General features: G+C 60.2%; 13 protein-coding genes. 2 read left to right on the top strand and 11 right to left on the bottom strand.

What is annotated here, in order from left to right; all coding sequences use genetic code 11:
• Nucleotides 1–113: 113 nt before the first annotated feature.
• The 5 genes from LPW13_RS15895 to glmU all read right to left on the bottom strand — a co-directional run bounded on the left by LPW13_RS15895 (nt 114) and on the right by glmU (nt 6,027).
• Nucleotides 114–872: a DeoR/GlpR family DNA-binding transcription regulator gene (locus LPW13_RS15895; RefSeq protein WP_230436915.1), complete on the bottom strand. Its 759-nt coding sequence runs from the start codon at nt 870–872 to the stop codon at nt 114–116.
• Between the two features lie 74 nt (nt 873–946).
• Complete coding sequence (locus LPW13_RS15890) at nt 947–2,107, bottom strand: dihydrolipoamide acetyltransferase family protein (protein WP_230436914.1); 1,161 nt, start codon at nt 2,105–2,107, stop codon at nt 947–949.
• On the bottom strand, nt 2,104–3,135 hold the full coding sequence (locus tag LPW13_RS15885) for an alpha-ketoacid dehydrogenase subunit beta (protein WP_230436912.1): 1,032 nt from the start codon (nt 3,133–3,135) through the stop codon (nt 2,104–2,106). The genes LPW13_RS15890 and LPW13_RS15885 overlap by 4 nt, the downstream gene beginning before the upstream one ends.
• Nucleotides 3,132–4,241 carry a pyruvate dehydrogenase (acetyl-transferring) E1 component subunit alpha gene (gene pdhA / locus LPW13_RS15880; protein WP_230436911.1) on the bottom strand — a complete coding sequence of 370 codons (1,110 nt, stop codon included), beginning with the start codon at nt 4,239–4,241 and terminating at the stop codon, nt 3,132–3,134. Before pdhA ends, LPW13_RS15885 begins: the two co-directional genes overlap by 4 nt.
• Nucleotides 4,242–4,665: 424 nt before the next feature.
• Nucleotides 4,666–6,027, bottom strand: a complete 1,362-nt coding sequence (gene glmU / locus LPW13_RS15875) for a bifunctional UDP-N-acetylglucosamine diphosphorylase/glucosamine-1-phosphate N-acetyltransferase GlmU (protein ID WP_230436909.1) — start codon at nt 6,025–6,027, stop codon at nt 4,666–4,668.
• Nucleotides 6,028–6,195: 168 nt separating this feature from the next.
• On the opposite strand from glmU, the gene LPW13_RS15870 reads away from it, so the two are divergent.
• Nucleotides 6,196–7,089: a cation diffusion facilitator family transporter gene (locus LPW13_RS15870; RefSeq protein ID WP_230436908.1), complete on the top strand. Its 894-nt coding sequence runs from the start codon at nt 6,196–6,198 to the stop codon at nt 7,087–7,089.
• Nucleotides 7,090–7,116: 27 nt separating this feature from the next.
• Here the strand turns inward: LPW13_RS15870 and LPW13_RS15865 are convergent, their stop codons facing one another.
• Entirely contained in the window at nt 7,117–7,914 is a 798-nt protein-coding gene (locus LPW13_RS15865; RefSeq protein WP_230436906.1) for a formate/nitrite transporter family protein, read from the bottom strand.
• A gap of 282 nt (nt 7,915–8,196) precedes the next feature.
• On the opposite strand from LPW13_RS15865, the gene LPW13_RS15860 reads away from it, so the two are divergent.
• Nucleotides 8,197–11,526 (top strand): amidohydrolase family protein, encoded by a 3,330-nt coding sequence (locus tag LPW13_RS15860; protein WP_230436904.1) that lies wholly within the window; start codon nt 8,197–8,199, stop codon nt 11,524–11,526.
• 179 nt (nt 11,527–11,705) lie between these two features.
• Here LPW13_RS15860 and LPW13_RS15855 read toward each other — a convergent pair whose 3' ends face one another.
• The 5 genes from LPW13_RS15855 to atpG all read right to left on the bottom strand — a co-directional run bounded on the left by LPW13_RS15855 (nt 11,706) and on the right by atpG (nt 17,115).
• The gene (locus tag LPW13_RS15855) at nt 11,706–13,187 is read right to left on the bottom strand and encodes a tetratricopeptide repeat protein (protein ID WP_230436902.1); all 1,482 of its coding nucleotides are present in this window, start codon (nt 13,185–13,187) and stop codon (nt 11,706–11,708) included.
• A 12-nt stretch (nt 13,188–13,199) separates the two neighbouring features.
• Complete coding sequence (locus LPW13_RS15850) at nt 13,200–14,198, bottom strand: patatin-like phospholipase family protein (RefSeq protein WP_230436900.1); 999 nt, start codon at nt 14,196–14,198, stop codon at nt 13,200–13,202.
• 109 nt (nt 14,199–14,307) lie between these two features.
• On the bottom strand, nt 14,308–14,727 hold the full coding sequence (locus tag LPW13_RS15845) for a F0F1 ATP synthase subunit epsilon (protein WP_230436899.1): 420 nt from the start codon (nt 14,725–14,727) through the stop codon (nt 14,308–14,310).
• Between the two features lie 67 nt (nt 14,728–14,794).
• Nucleotides 14,795–16,204 carry a F0F1 ATP synthase subunit beta gene (gene atpD, locus LPW13_RS15840; RefSeq protein ID WP_230436897.1) on the bottom strand — a complete coding sequence of 470 codons (1,410 nt, stop codon included), beginning with the start codon at nt 16,202–16,204 and terminating at the stop codon, nt 14,795–14,797.
• Between the two features lie 50 nt (nt 16,205–16,254).
• The gene (atpG, locus tag LPW13_RS15835) at nt 16,255–17,115 is read right to left on the bottom strand and encodes a F0F1 ATP synthase subunit gamma (protein ID WP_230436895.1); all 861 of its coding nucleotides are present in this window, start codon (nt 17,113–17,115) and stop codon (nt 16,255–16,257) included.
• Nucleotides 17,116–17,137: the final 22 nt, after the last annotated feature.

Below are 17,137 nucleotides of genomic sequence, written 5' to 3'. Positions count from 1 at the left end.
GAACCCATCCATGGGGGCTCTTCTAAAACATCCCTGTTTTAGAAGGTCTCGCAAACCCTTACCCGGTACCGCCACCTTCGCGTTTAAGTTCAGAGTTCTATTCAGGCCGATGTTCAGACATCCGCGCAGATTACGCGCAGACCTCTGCTTTCCAGCTGCGCGCAAACCTTGTCTTCGATACCGCTGTCGGTCACCAGGGTGCCGAACATTTCCCAGCTCAGCTCCAGGTTGGGAATCCGTCTTCCCACCTTGTTGGATTCGGCCATCACGATGACTTCCCGCGCGACATCCGCCATAACCCGTGAGAGCCCGATCTGTTCGTTGAAGGTGCAGGTGCCGCGCTCGAGGTCGATGCCGTCGGCGCCGATAAACGCCTGGTCGAAGTCGTAGCCGCGCAGGACCTGTTCGGCGACCTGGCCCTGGAAGGCTTCGAAGTGGGGGTCCCAGGTGCCGCCGGTCATGAGCAGGGTGGGTTCGTTTTCCAGTTCCCGCAGCTGGTTGGCGACGTGCAGGGAGTTGGTCATGACGACGAGGCCGCGTTTGCGATCGAGCTCGGAGATCAGGCCGGTGGTGGTACGGCCGTAGTCGATGACGATGCGATTGTGGTCACGGATGAGTTCGGCGGCGGTGCGGCCGATGGCGCGTTTGGTGTCGGACAGCGGGTCTTCGGCCACCAGTTCCCGGGGAAGCGGGATGGCGCCGCCGTGGCGGCGCAGGAGCAGGCCGCTGGTTTCCATTGCGGCCAGGTCCTTTCGGATCGTAACTTCCGAGGTTTCGAACTGGCGCGCGAGGGCTTCGACGCTGGCTTCACCGGCGTCGTTGATCTGTTGCAGTATCAGGTGGCGGCGCTGTTGGGTGTTGCGTTTGGACATAGACCTGCGGGAGCGCATAACTTTCGATTCGTAATTTAATGATAGCGAAACGAAACATCAGATGCCAACCCAATTCAGGATTCCGTGAGGTGAGTTTTGAGCGCGACGAGGAATCGCGCCAGTTCGCCGCCGGTGACGGCGCGGTGGTCGGCGGTGATGGACAGCGGCAACAGGCGCCGCACCCGCGCTTTGCCCTTGTGGGGCAGCACCGCTTTGTAGCGACGGCCGACGCCGACGATGCATACCAGCGGCGGTACCACCACCGGGGTGGCGAAGCGGCCGCCGAGGCTACCGAAGTTGGAGAGGTGGATGGTGGCACCCTGCAGGTCGTCCTGCGGGATGGCGCCCTCGGCGGCCTGTTGTTTGAAGCGTTCGATGGCGGCGAGCAGTTCGTCGTCGCTTTGCACCTCCACGTCTTTCAGTACCGGTACGAACAGGCCTTTGGGGGAATCCACCGCGAGGCCGATATTTACCGGAGATTGCGTTTGCAGTTGGTCGCTGGTGAAGTGGGCGTTGAGATTGGGGGATTCCGCGGCGGCTGCGGCGATGGCGCGCAACAGTTTCAGGGTGGCGGAATCGGATTTGCGCCAGTCGCTGATATCCGCCTCATCGCACAGGGTCATGGGGCAGACTTGGTCCCGGGAGCGTGACATGGCTAGGCCCATGGCGCGCCGTGCCGGGTCGCCTTTGGGTTCCGCGGCTTTGCTCGATGATTGTGGCTGCGCAGAAGTAGAGGCCGCCGCAGGGTGTTGGGCCCTCGCCGCCGCCCGCAGCACCTCCGCCTCGCTAAAGCGGGCGCCGGCGGGGTGCAGGTCATCGAGCTCCACGCCCAGACGGCGGGCGAGGGCGCGCACCGCGGGGGTGGCGGTGCGGGGACGGTGATTCAGGGGGCGGGCTTCGGCGAGCAGGGTGTCGGTGCCCTGTTCGATCTGGCCGACAACGGTGCCGGAATCGCGGGTTTGTTCTTCTCCGGGCGTCGCTTGTGTGTCATCAGCGACAGCGCTCTCGGCAAAGCCCACCAGAGGTTCGCCGGTCTGCAGGGTGTCACCGGCCTCACCAAAGCGTTTCTCCACCACTCCGGACCAGGGCGCGGGTACTTCCACCAGCGCCTTGGCGGTTTCCACGGTGACCAGGGATGCGTCGGCGGCAATACTTTCCCCTTCCTCGATATGCCATTCGCGGATTACCGCATCCGGCAACCCTTCCCCCAGGTCCGGTAACTTGAAGATCTTCATGCGTGGCCTCCGGTTTTCTGGCCACCGTCGTATTCCAGCGCGGCGCGGGCGCCAGCGAGAATGCGCTCGACCCCGGGAAGGTAGATCTGCTCCAGCTGGTAGTAGGGCATCACCGTATCGTAGCCGGTGACCCGCTGTACCGGGGCGTCCAGCAGATCAAAGGCGTACTCCTGAATCTGCGCGGCGATCTCTGCGCCGAGGCCGGCGAAGCGCGCCGCTTCGTGAATCACCACACAGCGGTGGGTTTTTTCCAGGGAGTCGATGATGGTGTGAATATCCAGTGGCTTTAGGGTGGCGGGGTCGATCACTTCCGCTTCGATGCCCTCTGTGGATAACTGCTCCGCAGCGGCGAGGGTTTCTTTTACCGAAGCACCCCAGGCGATCAGGGTGATATCGCGCCCCTCGCGCAGTACAAAGGCACAATCCAGCGGCAGCGCTTCGCCATCGTCCTCCACCGTCTGTTTTGCCGCGCGATAGATACGTTTGGGCTCCAGAAACAGCACCGGGTCCGGATCGCGGATCGCCGCCAGCAGCAGGCCGTAGGCACGGGCGGGAGAAGAGGGCACCACCACCCGCAGACCGGGAATATGCGCAAACAGCGCCTCGGTACTTTCGCTGTGATGTTCCGGTGCGTGGATGCCGCCACCGTAGGGCGCGCGATAGACAATCGGGCAGGTGAGGCGACCGCGGGTGCGATTGCGCATGCGCGCGGCGTGATTGAGGATGTGGTCCAGTGCCGGATAAATAAAGCCCATAAACTGGAATTCGGCGACAGGCCTGAGCCCCTGGGTGGCCATCCCCACAGCGATACCGGCGATCATGTTTTCCGCCAGCGGTGTGTCCAGCACCCGCTCGGGCCCAAACCTGGCCTGCAAACCGTCTGTTGCCCGGAATACGCCACCGTTTGCGCCCACATCCTGCCCAAATACCACCACTTGGGGATCGCGATCCAGCTCGTAGGCGAGCGCCCGGGTCACCGCTTCCACCAGGGTGATACCGGCTTCCTGATTTCCGGATTCTGTGCTCATTTAGGCCGCCCCCCGCTCTGTTCGTCCCGCAGCCGGTCGTACTGTTCGTAGAGTGCCTCGGGCAGCTGGCTGTAGAGATGATCAAAAATCGCCGTCGCCGGCTCCGGCGTGCGCGCCTCCCAGCGATCCAGCGCCGCCTCCATGATCTGCGTCAGCTCGCGGTCCATATCCTGCTGTTTGGCATCGCTCCACAGGCCCTGGGCGCGCAGATAGGTATCCAGCCGTTTGATCGGCTCCCACAGCCAGGCATGTTCCAGCTCCTCGCTGCTGCGGTAACGGCTGGCATCATCCGCAGTGGTGTGATCGCACAGGCGATAGCTCAGCGCCTCGATCAATGCCGGCCCCTCGCCACTGCGCGCGCGACGGATGGCATCCCGCACCGCCCAGGCCACCGCCACCAGGTCGTTGCCGTCCACCTGCAGCGCTGGGATACCGGCGGCGATGGCTTTCTGGGCGATGGTCTGGGTGGCGGTCTGCGCCGTGCGCGGTACCGAGATGGCCCATTGATTGTTGTTGATCACAAACACCAGCGGCAGCTTCCACACCCCGGCGAGGTTGATGGCTTCATAGAAGTCCCCTTTGGAAGTGGCGCCATCGCCGGCGCTGGCAACGGCTACCTGTAACGGTTCGTTGTGTTGCTGGTGGCGATAGTTCAATGCAAAGGCGACGCCGGCGGCGTGCAGCAGCTGGGTGGCGATGGGCACGCAGATGGGCAGGTCGTGGGGGGCGTGCCGGAAATGCTGGCCGCGCTCGTCGCCGCTCCAGTTGGCGAGGATTTCTTCAATCAGCACGCCGCGCTCGAGAAATGCACCGGTTTCCCGGTAGTAGGGGCAGTAGACGTCTTCGGCCATCAGGGCGTTGCCTGTGGCGACGCCGATGGCTTCCTGGCCAAGGCTTGCGGGATAGGTGCCGAGGCGGCCGGTGCGCTGCAGTTTGACGGCGCGATCATCCACCATGCGCGCGAGGTTCATCTGCCGGTAGCAGTGGGTGAGCCAGTCGGGGGTGGCAAATTCCGGCAGTGGCTGGGTAGCCTGACCCTGTCTGTCCAGGAACTGCAGACGTGCGATATCGAAGGAGGCCTGAAGTTGCAGGCGGGGTTTCTGCATCGGCGTGGATTCCTTTGATTCCGATGCTTTTTAGTGTAGCTGGCGGTGTGTGTGTGGCTTTGGGTTCCGGGGTACGTTTTGTTGTCGCTCTGTGGCGGTGGATCACTGGGTATGGGGTTTCAGGACCGCGGTGAATACATCCATGTACGCTGCGGCGCAAACATCCTGTTTGCGACGCTCCTGAAACCCCATACCCAGCGCTCCACCTTCACATCAGATGTCGTGCTTCGATAGAACCGTACTACCGTACTAACGGAGAAAGGGAGGGGGACTGAAGGCGAAGTGCCGGGTGTCAGTTTTCGAAAGCGTCGGCGACAGGACGTCGCCGCCGCAGCGCCCAGGGATGGGTTCACAGCGGTTTCGAAAACTGACACCCGGTGATTTGCCGCCACCGGAGCGATGACAGAGCACCCACCATCAGGGGTCAGGATTTCTTGGCAGGCCGCTGCCAACCTGAAATATTGCGCTGCTTACCACGGCCCACAGCCAGTTCGTCAGCACTCACTTCGCGGGTAATGGTGGAGCCGGCACCGATGGTCGCACCGGCGCCGATTTCTACCGGAGCCACCAGCGAGGAGTTGGATCCGATAAACGCCCCGTCACCGATGGTGGTTCTGGATTTGTTCACGCCGTCGTAGTTGCAGGTGATGGTTCCGGCACCGATATTGACGCCTTCACCCACCTCCGCATCGCCGATATAGGACAGGTGGTTCACCTTGCTGCCGAGACCGATCTTCGCCTTCTTGGTCTCGACAAAATTGCCCACCTTGGCGCCGTTGGCGAGTTCGGTGCCCGGGCGCAGACGGGCAAAGGGCCCGACGGTACAGGCTTCGCCAACCGTGGCGTCTTCCACGATGGAGTTGGCTTCGAGCACGGTGCCCGCCGCCAGCTGACAGTTTTTCAACAGACAGTTGGGGCCGATCTGAACCCCAGCGCCAAGCTTTACCTCGCCCTCGAACACACAGTTGATATCGATGGACACATCGGTGTCACAGTCCACTTGGCCGCGAATATCGATCCGCGCCGGATCCAACAGGGTCACGCCCGCCGTCATCAATGCTTCCGCCTGCTCCCGCTGCAGCGCCCGTTCCAGCTCCGCCTGCTGGGCGCGGCTGTTGACGCCGGCTACCTCGTTGGGATCCGCGGCGATCACGCCGGTCACCGGAATACCTTCCCCTACGGAGCGCGCGATCACGTCGGTTAGGTAGTACTCACCCTGGGCGTTGTCGTTGGACAGCTCCGGCAGCCATTGGGCCAGCAGATCGCCAGGCGCGGCGAGGATGCCGGTGTTGATTTCGCGGATGGTGAGGGTGGCATCGTCGGCGTCTTTCTGCTCCACGATCGCCTGCACCGCATTTGCGGTATCGCGCACGATGCGCCCGTAGCCGCTGGGATCGTCCATGACGACGGAGAGCAGTGCGGGGCCGGATTTGGAGGCAGCGAGCAGGTCTTTCAGGGTGTCGGTTTTCACCAGCGGCACATCGCCGTACAGCACCAGTACCGTACTGCCGGGGCGGAAGTTGGGAATCGCCTGGGCCACGGCATGGCCGGTGCCCAGCTGTTCGGTCTGCTCCACAAACTGTACGCCGCTGTCGGCAAAGCGCTCGCGCACCAGCTCGGCACCGTGACCGATGACCACAGTGATTGCCACGTCGCCCAGCTGTTTGGCGCTGTCGATTACGCGCCCCAGCATGGGCACGCCACCGATGGGATGCAGTACCTTGGGCAGGTCGGAGCGCATACGGGTGCCTTTGCCGGCGGCGAGGATGACGATATCAATGGCCATAATGATCCCTGGTGAGACTGCTGATTACCTAAAAATGGCTGCGAATTGTCGCTACTTTGCGCTACCTCCACAAGTTACCACCGGGAAGCCCGCGTCATTTATCGCTAGAATCTCGCTGTCCTCTCTTACAATTCCCTCAACAAAACGCTGCGCAGGAACTTGTCATCCATGGAATTACGGGGCCTCTGGCTATCGATTACCGGCTGTCTGGTAATGGCGGCATTGGGATTTGGTTTCGCGCACTGGACCGGTTCTGCGGCGATTTTTCTCGACGGTGTGTTCTCACTGGTGAGCTTTGTGATGTCGCTGGTGATGCTGCTGGTATCGCAACTGATCCGACGCAGCGCGGACCGGCGCTTCCCTTTCGGTTACGCCAGCTTCGAACCGGCGTTCAACGTGTTGCAGAGCATGGTGATTCTGGGCGTGATGCTGATGGCGTTGTCATCGGCAATTGCCGCGCTATATCAGGGCGGGCGCACCCTGGACGCGGGGAAGGCGACGATTTACGCCACCATCGCCAGCAGTGGCTGCCTGGCCGTGTTTCTGGTACTGCGCCGCATTGCCAGGCGTACCGGTTCGACACTGATCGAGGTGGACTCGTTTGCGTGGATGATGGACGGCGTACTTAGTGGCGTGGTGCTGGTTGCTTTTGCGCTGGTGTGGCAGTTTGGTGAGGCACTCGGAGATCAGTTGCCGTACGTGGATTCCTGGATGGTCATCATCATGGTGCTGGTGATGTTGCCGGTTCCGGTGCGCATCCTGATTCGCAACCTGATGGAAGTGCTGCTGGCGGCGCCGCCGATTGACGTGCAGCGAAAGATCCGACGCGCATTTCGCGATGCCATGCACGATATTCCGGGGCAGGACTGGTCCCTTAGCATTACCAAAACCGGTCGCTCGGTCTACCTCCATGCGCGTATCTTATTGGGGGAAGCGCACCGCACCGCGGGTATCGAGCAGGCAGACATTTGGCGCGAACAACTCACCGAGCGTATGGCGGCATTCGTTGCCGAACAGGAGTTCGACGTGGTGTTTACCACCGACGCCTCGTACATTGGTTGAAACCGTCGCTGCCGACGGGAACGGCCTTCAACTCTCGTCGTTGACCACATAACTGTACTTGAGCAGCCCGACAAAGATGGAACCACCGATGGTATTACCGAGGGTGGCGATGGCGAGGAATTTCAGTGCGTCGGCGAAGGTCACTGCCGCGTCTGGACTGAACAGCGCGCAAAAAATGCCCACCGCACCGGCGACACAGTGCGCGAGCCCCCCGAGACCGATAACGAAGGTAATCAGGGCCACCACCGCCATACGACTGATGGTTTCCGCGGAAGAGGCCACCATCCACCCCAGCAGCCCCATCAGCCACCCGGCAAAGATGGCCCCCACAAACTGGCCGGCGCCGTTGTCTCCCAGCAACTTCTCCCCGTAGTAGGTAAAAATCCCACCATCGAGTCTTTCGGTCATACCGACGAATTGCACAAACAGGAAACTGAACAGAATCGCGCCGAGGATATTGCCAGCGTAAATCACCCCCCACACCCGCATCAATCCCAGCACATTCTGGCGCCCGCTGAGCACCGGCAGGATGGCGAGGGTGGTGTGCTCGGTAAACAGGTCGGTGCGGCCGATGATTACCAGAATAAAACCGATGGGATAACTGAGGGCGATCATCAGCGCCACCAGCTCACTGTTGCCGTTATGGAAGTGGCTGTAAAACGCCGCCATCAGGAACAGGCTGAAGCCGATCTCCAATCCCGCGGCGAGAGAAGATAGAAACAGCGAGCGGTTGTTGCGACGGTACTCGTGCAGGCTGTCCTGCATCTGCTCCTGCAGGATCTCACTGTCGCTCTTGGGGCGATCGTTTTCGTCTGACTGGCTCATGTAATAACCGGCTCCACCTGTGGCACCGGAACGGCGCCCCTGCAATCAGTCTAGTCAGATGATCAGTAGGGGAATTCCATGGTTGGATGTATCGATACAGTGAGATATCCCGCCGTCTGCCTTTACCCCGGAGTTTTCGCCATTCGGCGCAGATCCATTGTGTTTTGCCTGGTTTCGGTTAATTTGGTCGGGATCCGGGCATTTTTATGCCACCCAAAAAGTCGGCCGCGCCACAAGCGTCGCCGATAAAATAACGATAACCCTCACACCCGGGAGCCATTCATGATCGACAAGACCCAGGTCAGCAAACTGGCGCGCCTGATCGGTAGCGCCGGCTTTGCGCTGACCCTGCCGTTTGCCGCACAGGCGGAAGAGACCAACAAAGACGCCGAACAATGGGACGTCAACAAACCGCCCTACGAATTCAAATCCATTCCGCTGGATACCCGCGAAACCACCTGGAGTAACCTGGATATCAGCCCCGATGGTGAGACCATCGTTTTCGACATGCTGGGGGATATCTACGCGGTTTCCATCAACGGCGGCGAAGCGCGCGCGATCACCGGTGAAATCGCCTGGAACACCCAGCCCCGCTTCAGCCCCGATGGCCAATCCATCGTTTTCGTGAGCGACCGCGACGGTGCCGACAATATCTGGGTGATGGATCGCGATGGCAGCAATCTGCGCCAGCTGACCACAGAGAAGGAAAACCTGGTACACGCGCCCAGTTGGAGCCCCGACGGTCAGTACCTGGTGGCGCGCAAGGGTTTCATGTCCGGCCGCAGTATCCCCGCCGGTGAAATCTGGATGTACCACCACGGCGGAGGCGAAGGGCGTCAGATCAAGGCGCGGATTGGCGGCGAGATCGCACAGAAGAACATCTCCGACGCGGTGTTCTCCCCGGATGGCCGCTACATCTATTACGCCATCGACACCACTGCCGGCACCGTTTGGGAGTACAACAAGAACTCCACCCAGCAGATCTTCGCCATCAACCGCTACGACCTGCAAGACGGTAAGGAAGAAACCTTTGTATCCGGCCCCGGCGGCGCCATTGCGCCAATGCCGTCACCGGATGGCAAGCAACTGGCGTTTATCCGCCGTCAGGACTTCACCACATCACTGTTCGTGAAGGACCTGGAAACCGGCCTGGAGAAACCGATCTACGCCGGACTCGAACGCGACCTGCAGGAAACCTTCGGCTCCCATGGCAACTATGTGCAGTACGACTGGATGCCGGACGGCGAATCCCTGGTGGTGTGGAGCAAGGGCAAGTTCCTGCGCATTGCCGCCGACGGCAGCAGCCTGGATAGTGGTGCCGGTGAAATCGTCGCCCATATCAAAACCGAGAAGCAGGTGGCCGACGCGGTGCGTTTCCCGGTGGATGTGGCGCCGGAAGAGTTCGACGTGAAGATGATCCGCTGGGCGCAGAAATCTCCGGACGGGGATCAGATCGCGTTCCAGGCACTGGGTAAAATCTATGTACAGGACGTGGACAGCGGCGAACGTCGCCGTCTGACCCGCCAGAACGATCACTTCGAGTTCTACCCCAGCTGGTCCCGGGACGGTCGCCAGATCACCTATGTGACCTGGGACGATGAGGAACTGGGCCATGTGCGCGTGGTTTCCGCCCGCAACGGCCGCGGTGACAACATCACTAGTGAACCGGGCCTGTACGTGGAGCCGAGCTTCTCCCCGGATGGGGAGACTGTGGCCTATCGTCGCTTTACCGGCGGCTATCTGTTAAGCCCGGAATATTCCCTCGAGCCCGGCATCTATCTCGCGGACGCCGATGGCGACTGGCAGCGCCGTATCGCCAAAACTGGCTATGAGCCACACTTTGGCGTCGACAACGATCGCATCTACTTCTCCGAATACGTACACGCTGACGGCGGCAAGCGTGTATTCAAAAGTGTGGACCGCAACGGCAAGGACGAGCGCGAGCATTTACACGGTGCCGAGATCACCTCGTTCCGCCTGTCGCCGGACAGCCGCTGGATAGCCTTCACCCAGGACTTCAAGGCCTATGCGGCGCCGTTTATGCCCACCGGCAAGTCCGAGTCCATCGGCCCCGATGCCAGCGCGGTCAAAGTGACCCAGGTCTCCAAGCGCGCCGGCGAGAACCTGCACTGGTCCGCGGACAGCCAGACCCTGGGCTGGGCCCACGGTCCCAAACTGTACCAGCGCGCATTAAATGAAGCCTTCTCGTTTGTGGACGGCGCACCAGAGGAGCTGCCGGAGCCGGTGAGCGAGGGTATCGACCTCAGCTTCCCGCAAGCCTTTGCCAGCAGCGACAAGTTGGTGGCGCTGACCGGCGGCACCGTGGTGACCATGCGCGATGCGGAAGAGCAGCAGGAAATCATCGAAAACGGCGTGGTGCTGTTCCGTGGCAACCGTATTGTGGCGGTCGGCGCCAGTGACAGTGTGGAAATCCCCACCGGTACCCAGCGTATCGACGTTACCGGCAAGACGGTGCTGCCGGGCCTGATCGATGCCCACGCCCATGGCGCCCAGGGTCGCGAGGAAATCATTCCGCAGCAGAACTGGAACCTGTTCTCCAGCCTGGCGTTCGGTGTGACCACCATTCACGATCCGTCCAATGACAGCAGCGAGATCTTCTCCGCCGCGGAGATGCAGAAAGCGGGCATCATCGACGGGCCGCGCATCTTCTCCACCGGCACCATCCTCTACGGCGCCAAGGGCCCCGGCTACAAGGCCAAGATCAACAGCCTCGAAGACGCCGAGTTCCACGTCAGCCGCCTGAAGGAAATGGGGGCGATTTCCGTGAAGAGCTACAACCAGCCCAGGCGCGAACAACGCCAACAGGTACTGGAGGCCGGTCGCAAACACGGGATCATGGTGGTGCCGGAAGGTGGCGGTAAGTTCCAGCACAATATGAACATGATTGTGGACGGGCATACCGGTGTCGAGCACTCACTGCCTATCGCCAACATCTATTCCGATGTACAGCAAATGTGGGGACAGACCAGTGTCGGTTATACGCCGACTTTCGTGGTGGCCTACGGCGGTCTCTCCGGCGAATATTACTGGTACGACCGCACCGAGGTGTGGAAGAACGAGCGCCTGACCCGTTTCACCCCGGACTTTATCGTCAACCCGCGCTCCATCCGTCGCCCCACGGCGCCGGACCATCACTACAACCATGTGGATATTTCGGCCCACGCCAAGCAGTTGCGCGACAGGGGTGTCACCGTGCATATCGGCGCCCACGGCCAGCGTGAGGGCCTGGGTGCGCACTGGGAACTGTGGATGATGGAGCAGGGCGGTTTTACCCCGTGGGAAACCTTCCGCGCGGGTACCATCGACGGTGCACGCTATCTAGGATTGGACAAGGATCTGGGTAGCCTGGAACCCGGTAAGCTGGCGGATATCATCGTAGTGGATGGCAATCCGCTGGAAGATCTACGCCAATCGGAAAACGTGAAATACACCGTGATCAACGGCAAGGTATTCGACGCGGCCACCATGAACGAAGTGGATGGCGAGGAGCGCCTGGCGTTTTTCCACGAGCGCCTGCCGGTAAGTGCCATGCCAACACCGACTGCGGAAGCGATTCAGGAGAAGCAGCAGCGGCACCACTGGGTGCACTGATCTCCGGTTTTCTTTCGATCACCCGGTGGCGGTGTCGCTACCGGGTGTGGTCTTGCGAGACACGAGCTAGGCGCCCCCCCGTTAACCCATCTCTGGGGGCTCGGCTGCGGCCGTCCTGGCCGCAGACGGTCTCGCAAGACCACACCCAGCATCGCCACCTTCGCCCATCACCTAGCCCCCTAATTAGTTCGGCGCAGAATATCTTCGGCTTTGCTGCGCAAATCCTGTGAATGCGACCAGGCCACCACACGCTCCAGGTATTCCCGGGCCAGGGCATTTTTCCCCAGGTGTGCCAGATAGAAACCGATCGACGCATTCAAGTTCAGGTGATTGGGTTCCTGCTGATAGGCGCTCAGCATAATCTGTAGCGCGGCTTCGCTTTTGCCTTTCAGTTGATAGGCGGTCCACAGGGTGCGATATCCCGGCAGGTAATGCGGGCCCGTCTGCACTGCAATTTTTGCGTATCTGACCGCCGCCTGATAATCGTCGTCGTTCCACTTGCGCGTCGCAGAAAGTGACTGCAGTTTCAGCAGATGAAACTGCGCGGTATTGGCGGCGGTGAGATGGCTGATCTGACCGTATTCACCGATCTCCTCCATCACTTTTTCGCCCACGGTAAAATTTTTTTCTCGCGCTTTGACCACGGCCATCGCGCTCAGGTTTTCCTGCCAGCCGAGTCCGTGCTTTTCACTCTGCTGCAGATATTCCATGGCCAGATTCAGGTTGCCCGCATCCACCGCTTCATCCGCGAGCAAAAAAAGGCGCTCGTTTTTGGTGAGGCCGCGACGGGGAATGGAGTAGTCGTAGCGGGGCACCGTCAAGCGATGGCGGGCGATGTCGTCCTGCATATACCGCTGGATTTCCCGCTGGATTTCGCCAATCGGTTTGCCGAAATGCTCGGGAAAAATTTTCAGCGGGTTTTCTCCCGCAGCCACCGCCTGTAAATAATTATTCGTGGCTCCGCGGTAATCTTCGTGACCAGCGTTATGTCCCAGCTGCAGGTAGTGAGTCATCAGCCAGGCGCTGGCATAGTAGTTGTTCCAGTAGCGGCCGCTGTCGCCGCTGGCGTGGTTCGCAGGATCGGGAACCAGTAACTGTTCAATGGTAAGCGGGTCTTCTGTGGCCCAGGCACTCAGTCGCCACTGGGGAACCCCGCCAATCAATACACTCTTTTCCTGCAGTTCCGCGCTGGCCAGTAGCTCGGCAAACCCTTCCGCATACCAGCGGGGGTAGGTCATGCCACTGCGCTCGCGCATCAGGTGATGGACATATTCGTGGAAGATCAACCCGGACCCGGAAATGCCGTGATCGCCATCGCGGGAGAATATGATCGGCCCCTGCCAGGTTTCGCGGTAGAATCCGGCGATCTTGCGATCTCCAGAGAAGCGCGCGAACTCCGCTGTATCCCGAAAATGGAATACCCGCAGGTTACGGTTTTCCGGTAGTTCTTCCTGCCCGGTAAAGGCCAGCGCCGCGCGCCGGAAGCGCTCCAGATCGCGCATCAGTTGATGCACTTTGTGCTCGGAGACATCGGAGTAAACCGTAAAGTGCTCCGAGTTGTATTCGTGCCAGCCGGTGGCGGCCGAAGCCGAACCACCAGACAGGGATAGCAGTATCGGTATCACGCTGGCGGCAAGAGCTTTACGGATAGCGCTTTTCACAATATTACCCACTCAGCCCGTCACCATATCTTCAATCCAGGTCCGCACACGCCACGCCTCGCGCTCGCCAAGCTCGACCGCCTCTGTGGCACGGGCGTATTCCATTCCGCTGATCTCTCCCACTTTGGGCATGATCAGCACATCCGGAGGCGATCCGGCCATTTTGGTACGCTTGTGGCGGCGCTCGAGAATATCCATCGCCTGGTGCATGGTGTCGAACATCCCCGGCGGCGAGACGCGCGGACGGTTGCGCAGTTCGCGGAACTGGGTGAGCTGTTCTTTTCCCTGCTCCAGCAAGCGGGTCAGGCCATTGCCGCTGATTCCTTTTTCCTCCCGTGTGACCCGAGCCATTTCCGAGCTTTCACTTTCCAGCTCGCTCAGCTCATCCGGCCCGGTTTTCTCGCTGACCACACTTTTCACTTCCCCCTGCTCGCGCTGTAACAGGGGAGCCCCGTCTTCCGTAACATCTACCGCAATCACCCGCGTCGCTCCCATGGCCCGGCAGACATCGACAGGCACCGGATTGACCACCGCACCATCCACCAGCCAGCGTCCGGAAAGCGCCTTCGGCGACAGCAGTCCGGGAATGGAACAGGAGGCGCTCACCGCGTCTTGCAGACTGCCCTGCTGCAACCAGATTTCCTGGCCACTGTGCAGGTCCGTGGCCACGGCGGTGAAGGGGATGGGGAGGTCTTCGATATTCTCAAACTCGAATCCCTCAAAAAAAGCGCGGAATGGTTTGATGCCACCGATAACGCCGCCACTCAGGGACCAGTTGATATCGAGCAATGAAAAAACCCGCCAGTTATCCAGCAACCCCACCCATTCTTCCAGTTTGTCGAGACAACCGGCGGAGTAGGCCGCGCCGACGAAAGCGCCCATGGAGGTGCCGGCGATCACCTGGGGGCGGATACCCATTTCATCCAGCACTTTCAGGACACCGATATGTGCGAACCCCTTGGCAGCACCGCTGCCCAGGGCGAGACCGATCACCGGTTCGGGTGCGTTCACTGAGTATTACTCCATCAGGTTTTACGGGTAAGCACCCGCTAAGGAAAACACACAGACACAAAAAAAGCAGCCGAAGCTGCTTTTTTCGTCGTCTGCTGGCGCGGCAGAATTACTTGCCGGCAGCTCTGCGGATTGCCTGCATGGTGCGCAGGCGCGCTTCGGCTTCGGCCAGCTGTGCGGAGATGCGGGCGTAGTCGATATCCGCCGGAGCACTGCGCAGGGCGTGTTCCGCCTCTTCGCGGGCCTTTTTGGCGGCATCTTCGTCGATTTCGCGCTCGGCGAGATCGGCGAGGATGGTAACCATGTTCGGCTGGATTTCGGCGTAGCCACCACTCAGGAACAGCACCTCTTCATCACCATTGTCTTTGATGATGCGAACCGGGCCGGGCTTGAGGTGGGTGAGCAACTGTGCGTGACCGTAGGAAATACCGATTTCCCCTTCCACGCCGCTGACAATCACCATCTTCACCAGACCCGAGAAGAGGGATTCCTCTGCGCTAACAATGTCGCAATGTACTGTCATAGCCATAAGGCTACCTCATTCTCTGGAGTTTGCCTTGTGGCACCCGATGACTCAGGCGCCACACACACACGCCTTACTTCTTGTTGGCTTTCTCGACGGCTTCGTCGATGGTGCCGACCATGTAGAAGGCCTGCTCTGGCAGGTGGTCGTAGTCACCGTTCAGGATGCCCTGGAAACCACGGATGGTTTCTTTCAGGGAAACGTATTTGCCCGGTGCACCGGTAAATACTTCGGCTACGTGGAACGGCTGAGACAGGAAGCGCTCGATCTTACGCGCGCGGGCTACGGTCTGCTTGTCTTCTTCAGACAGCTCGTCCATACCCAGGATGGCGATGATGTCCTTCAGCTCTTTATAACGCTGCAGAACAGTCTGTACGCCACGCGCGGTGTCGTAGTGCTCCTGACCGATGACCAGCGGATCCAGCTGGCGGGAGGTGGAGTCCAGCGGGTCGACCGCAGGGTAAATACCTTTGGACGCGATATCGCGGCTCAGGGTTACCGTGGAGTCCAAGTGCGCGAAGGTAGTAGCGGGGGACGGGTCAGTAAGGTCGTCCGCCGGTACGTATACCGCCTGGATGGAGGTGATGGAGCCGGTCTTGGTGGAGGTAATCCGCTCCTGCAGCACGCCCATCTCTTCCGCCAGGGTCGGCTGGTAACCTACCGCAGACGGCATACGGCCGAGCAGTGCGGATACTTCGGTACCGGCCAGGGTGTAACGGTAGATGTTATCGACGAACAGCAGTACGTCACGGCCCTCATCACGGAATTTCTCCGCCATGGTCAGACCGGTCAGGGCAACACGCAGACGGTTACCGGGCGGCTCATTCATCTGGCCGTAAACCATCGCTACCTTGGATTTGCCGAAGTCTTCAACGTTTACAACGTTGGCTTCCTGCATCTCGTGGTAGAAGTCATTACCTTCACGAGTACGCTCACCCACACCCGCGAACACGGACAGACCGCTGTGCTCGGTGGCGATGTTGTTGATGAGCTCCATCATGTTTACGGTTTTACCAACACCGGCACCACCGAACAGACCAACCTTACCACCCTTGGCGAACGGACATACCAGGTCGATTACCTTGATGCCGGTCTCCAGCAGCTCGGTGGAGCTGGACTGCTCTTCGTAGCTGGGGGGCTCGCGGTGAATGGAGGCGCGCTCAACCTGAGCGCCCTCACCACCGATGGGGCCACATTCGTCGATGGGGTTACCCAGTACGTCCATGATGCGGCCGAGGGTTTCGGTACCGACCGGTACGGAAACCGGCGCGCCGGTGTTTTTCACCGCGAGACCGCGGCTCACACCTTCGGAAGAACCCATGGCGATGGCACGTACGATACCGTCGCCCAGCTGCTGCTGCACTTCCAGGGTGAGGTTCTTTTCCTCAACCTGCAGTGCGTCGTATACATTCGGTACGGCGTCGCGCGGGAATTCCACGTCGATGACCGCGCCGATAACTTGCACAATTTGCCCGTTACTCATTTCCCGATCCTCAAAGTTCAAATCTTTCTGCGGATTTCTGACTATCGAAGTCAGACCGCCGCGGCGCCGCCAACAATCTCAGACAGCTCTTGCGTAATGGCTGCCTGGCGCGCCTTGTTGTAAACCAGCTGCAGTGCGTCGATCAGCTCACCGGCGTTGTCGGTGGCACTCTTCATCGCAATCATACGTGCAGCCTGTTCACAGGCCTTGTTTTCAACTACCGCCTGATACACCTGGGATTCGATGTAGCGAGACAGCAGGCCGTCGAGAAGCTCGACCGGCTCGGGCTCGTACAGGTAGTCCCACTCGTGTTGCAGTTGCTCGTCTTCATCTCTTTTCAACGGAAGCAACTGCTGAACCTGCGGCTTCTGCGTCATGGTGTTCACGAACTCATTGGACACCAGATACAGACGGTCGATTTCGCCGTCGGCGAAACGATCGAGCATTACCTTGACGGAGCCGATTAGCTGCTTGGCCTGGGGTTTGTCACCCAGGTCGCGTACTGCTGCCACGACATTACCGCCGAAATTGTTGAAAAAGCTGGCCGCCTTGTTGCCGATCGCGCAGATATCCACGCCAACGCCCTGTTCATCCCAGGACTGCATGTCGCGAATGGCCGCCTTGAACACGTTGATGTTCAGACCACCGCAAAGACCGCGGTCGGTGGATACCAGGATGTAACCCACGCGCTTGACTTCGCGCTCCTGCAGGTAAATATGCTGGTATTCCGCGTTCGCATTGGCGACATGGCCGATCACGGCGCGGATGCGGCTTGCGTAAGGGCGCCCCAGTGCCATGCGATCTTGAGCTTTGCGCATTTTACTCGCCGCAACCATTTCCATGGCCGAGGTGATTTTCTGCGTGCTCTTGATGCTGGCAATTTTTGTGCGTACTTCTTTTCCGCCTGCCATAGTCAGTTACCTTTTTGCCGGA

The sequence above is a fragment of the Microbulbifer celer genome, assembly GCF_020991125.1.
Taxonomy (GTDB): domain Bacteria; phylum Pseudomonadota; class Gammaproteobacteria; order Pseudomonadales; family Cellvibrionaceae; genus Microbulbifer; species Microbulbifer celer.
Note: the sequence above shows the minus strand (reverse complement) of the source record. Positions and strands in the feature narration are given on the sequence as shown.

Excerpts from the sequence above, each read along its gene's own strand:
- LPW13_RS15890 (WP_230436914.1), bottom strand. The coding sequence starts at position 2,107 with ATGAAGATCTTCAAGTTACCGGACCTGGGGGAAGGGTTGCCGGATGCG.
- atpG (WP_230436895.1), bottom strand. The coding sequence starts at position 17,115 with ATGGCAGGCGGAAAAGAAGTACGCACAAAAATTGCCAGCATCAAGAGC.
- atpD (WP_230436897.1), bottom strand. The coding sequence starts at position 16,204 with ATGAGTAACGGGCAAATTGTGCAAGTTATCGGCGCGGTCATCGACGTG.
- LPW13_RS15845 (WP_230436899.1), bottom strand. The coding sequence starts at position 14,727 with ATGGCTATGACAGTACATTGCGACATTGTTAGCGCAGAGGAATCCCTC.
- LPW13_RS15885 (WP_230436912.1), bottom strand. The coding sequence starts at position 3,135 with ATGAGCACAGAATCCGGAAATCAGGAAGCCGGTATCACCCTGGTGGAA.
- LPW13_RS15895 (WP_230436915.1), bottom strand. The coding sequence starts at position 872 with ATGTCCAAACGCAACACCCAACAGCGCCGCCACCTGATACTGCAACAG.
- pdhA (WP_230436911.1), bottom strand. The coding sequence starts at position 4,241 with ATGCAGAAACCCCGCCTGCAACTTCAGGCCTCCTTCGATATCGCACGT.
- LPW13_RS15865 (WP_230436906.1), bottom strand. The coding sequence starts at position 7,914 with ATGAGCCAGTCAGACGAAAACGATCGCCCCAAGAGCGACAGTGAGATC.
- LPW13_RS15860 (WP_230436904.1), top strand. The coding sequence starts at position 8,197 with ATGATCGACAAGACCCAGGTCAGCAAACTGGCGCGCCTGATCGGTAGC.
- LPW13_RS15870 (WP_230436908.1), top strand. The coding sequence starts at position 6,196 with ATGGAATTACGGGGCCTCTGGCTATCGATTACCGGCTGTCTGGTAATG.
- glmU (WP_230436909.1), bottom strand. The coding sequence starts at position 6,027 with ATGGCCATTGATATCGTCATCCTCGCCGCCGGCAAAGGCACCCGTATG.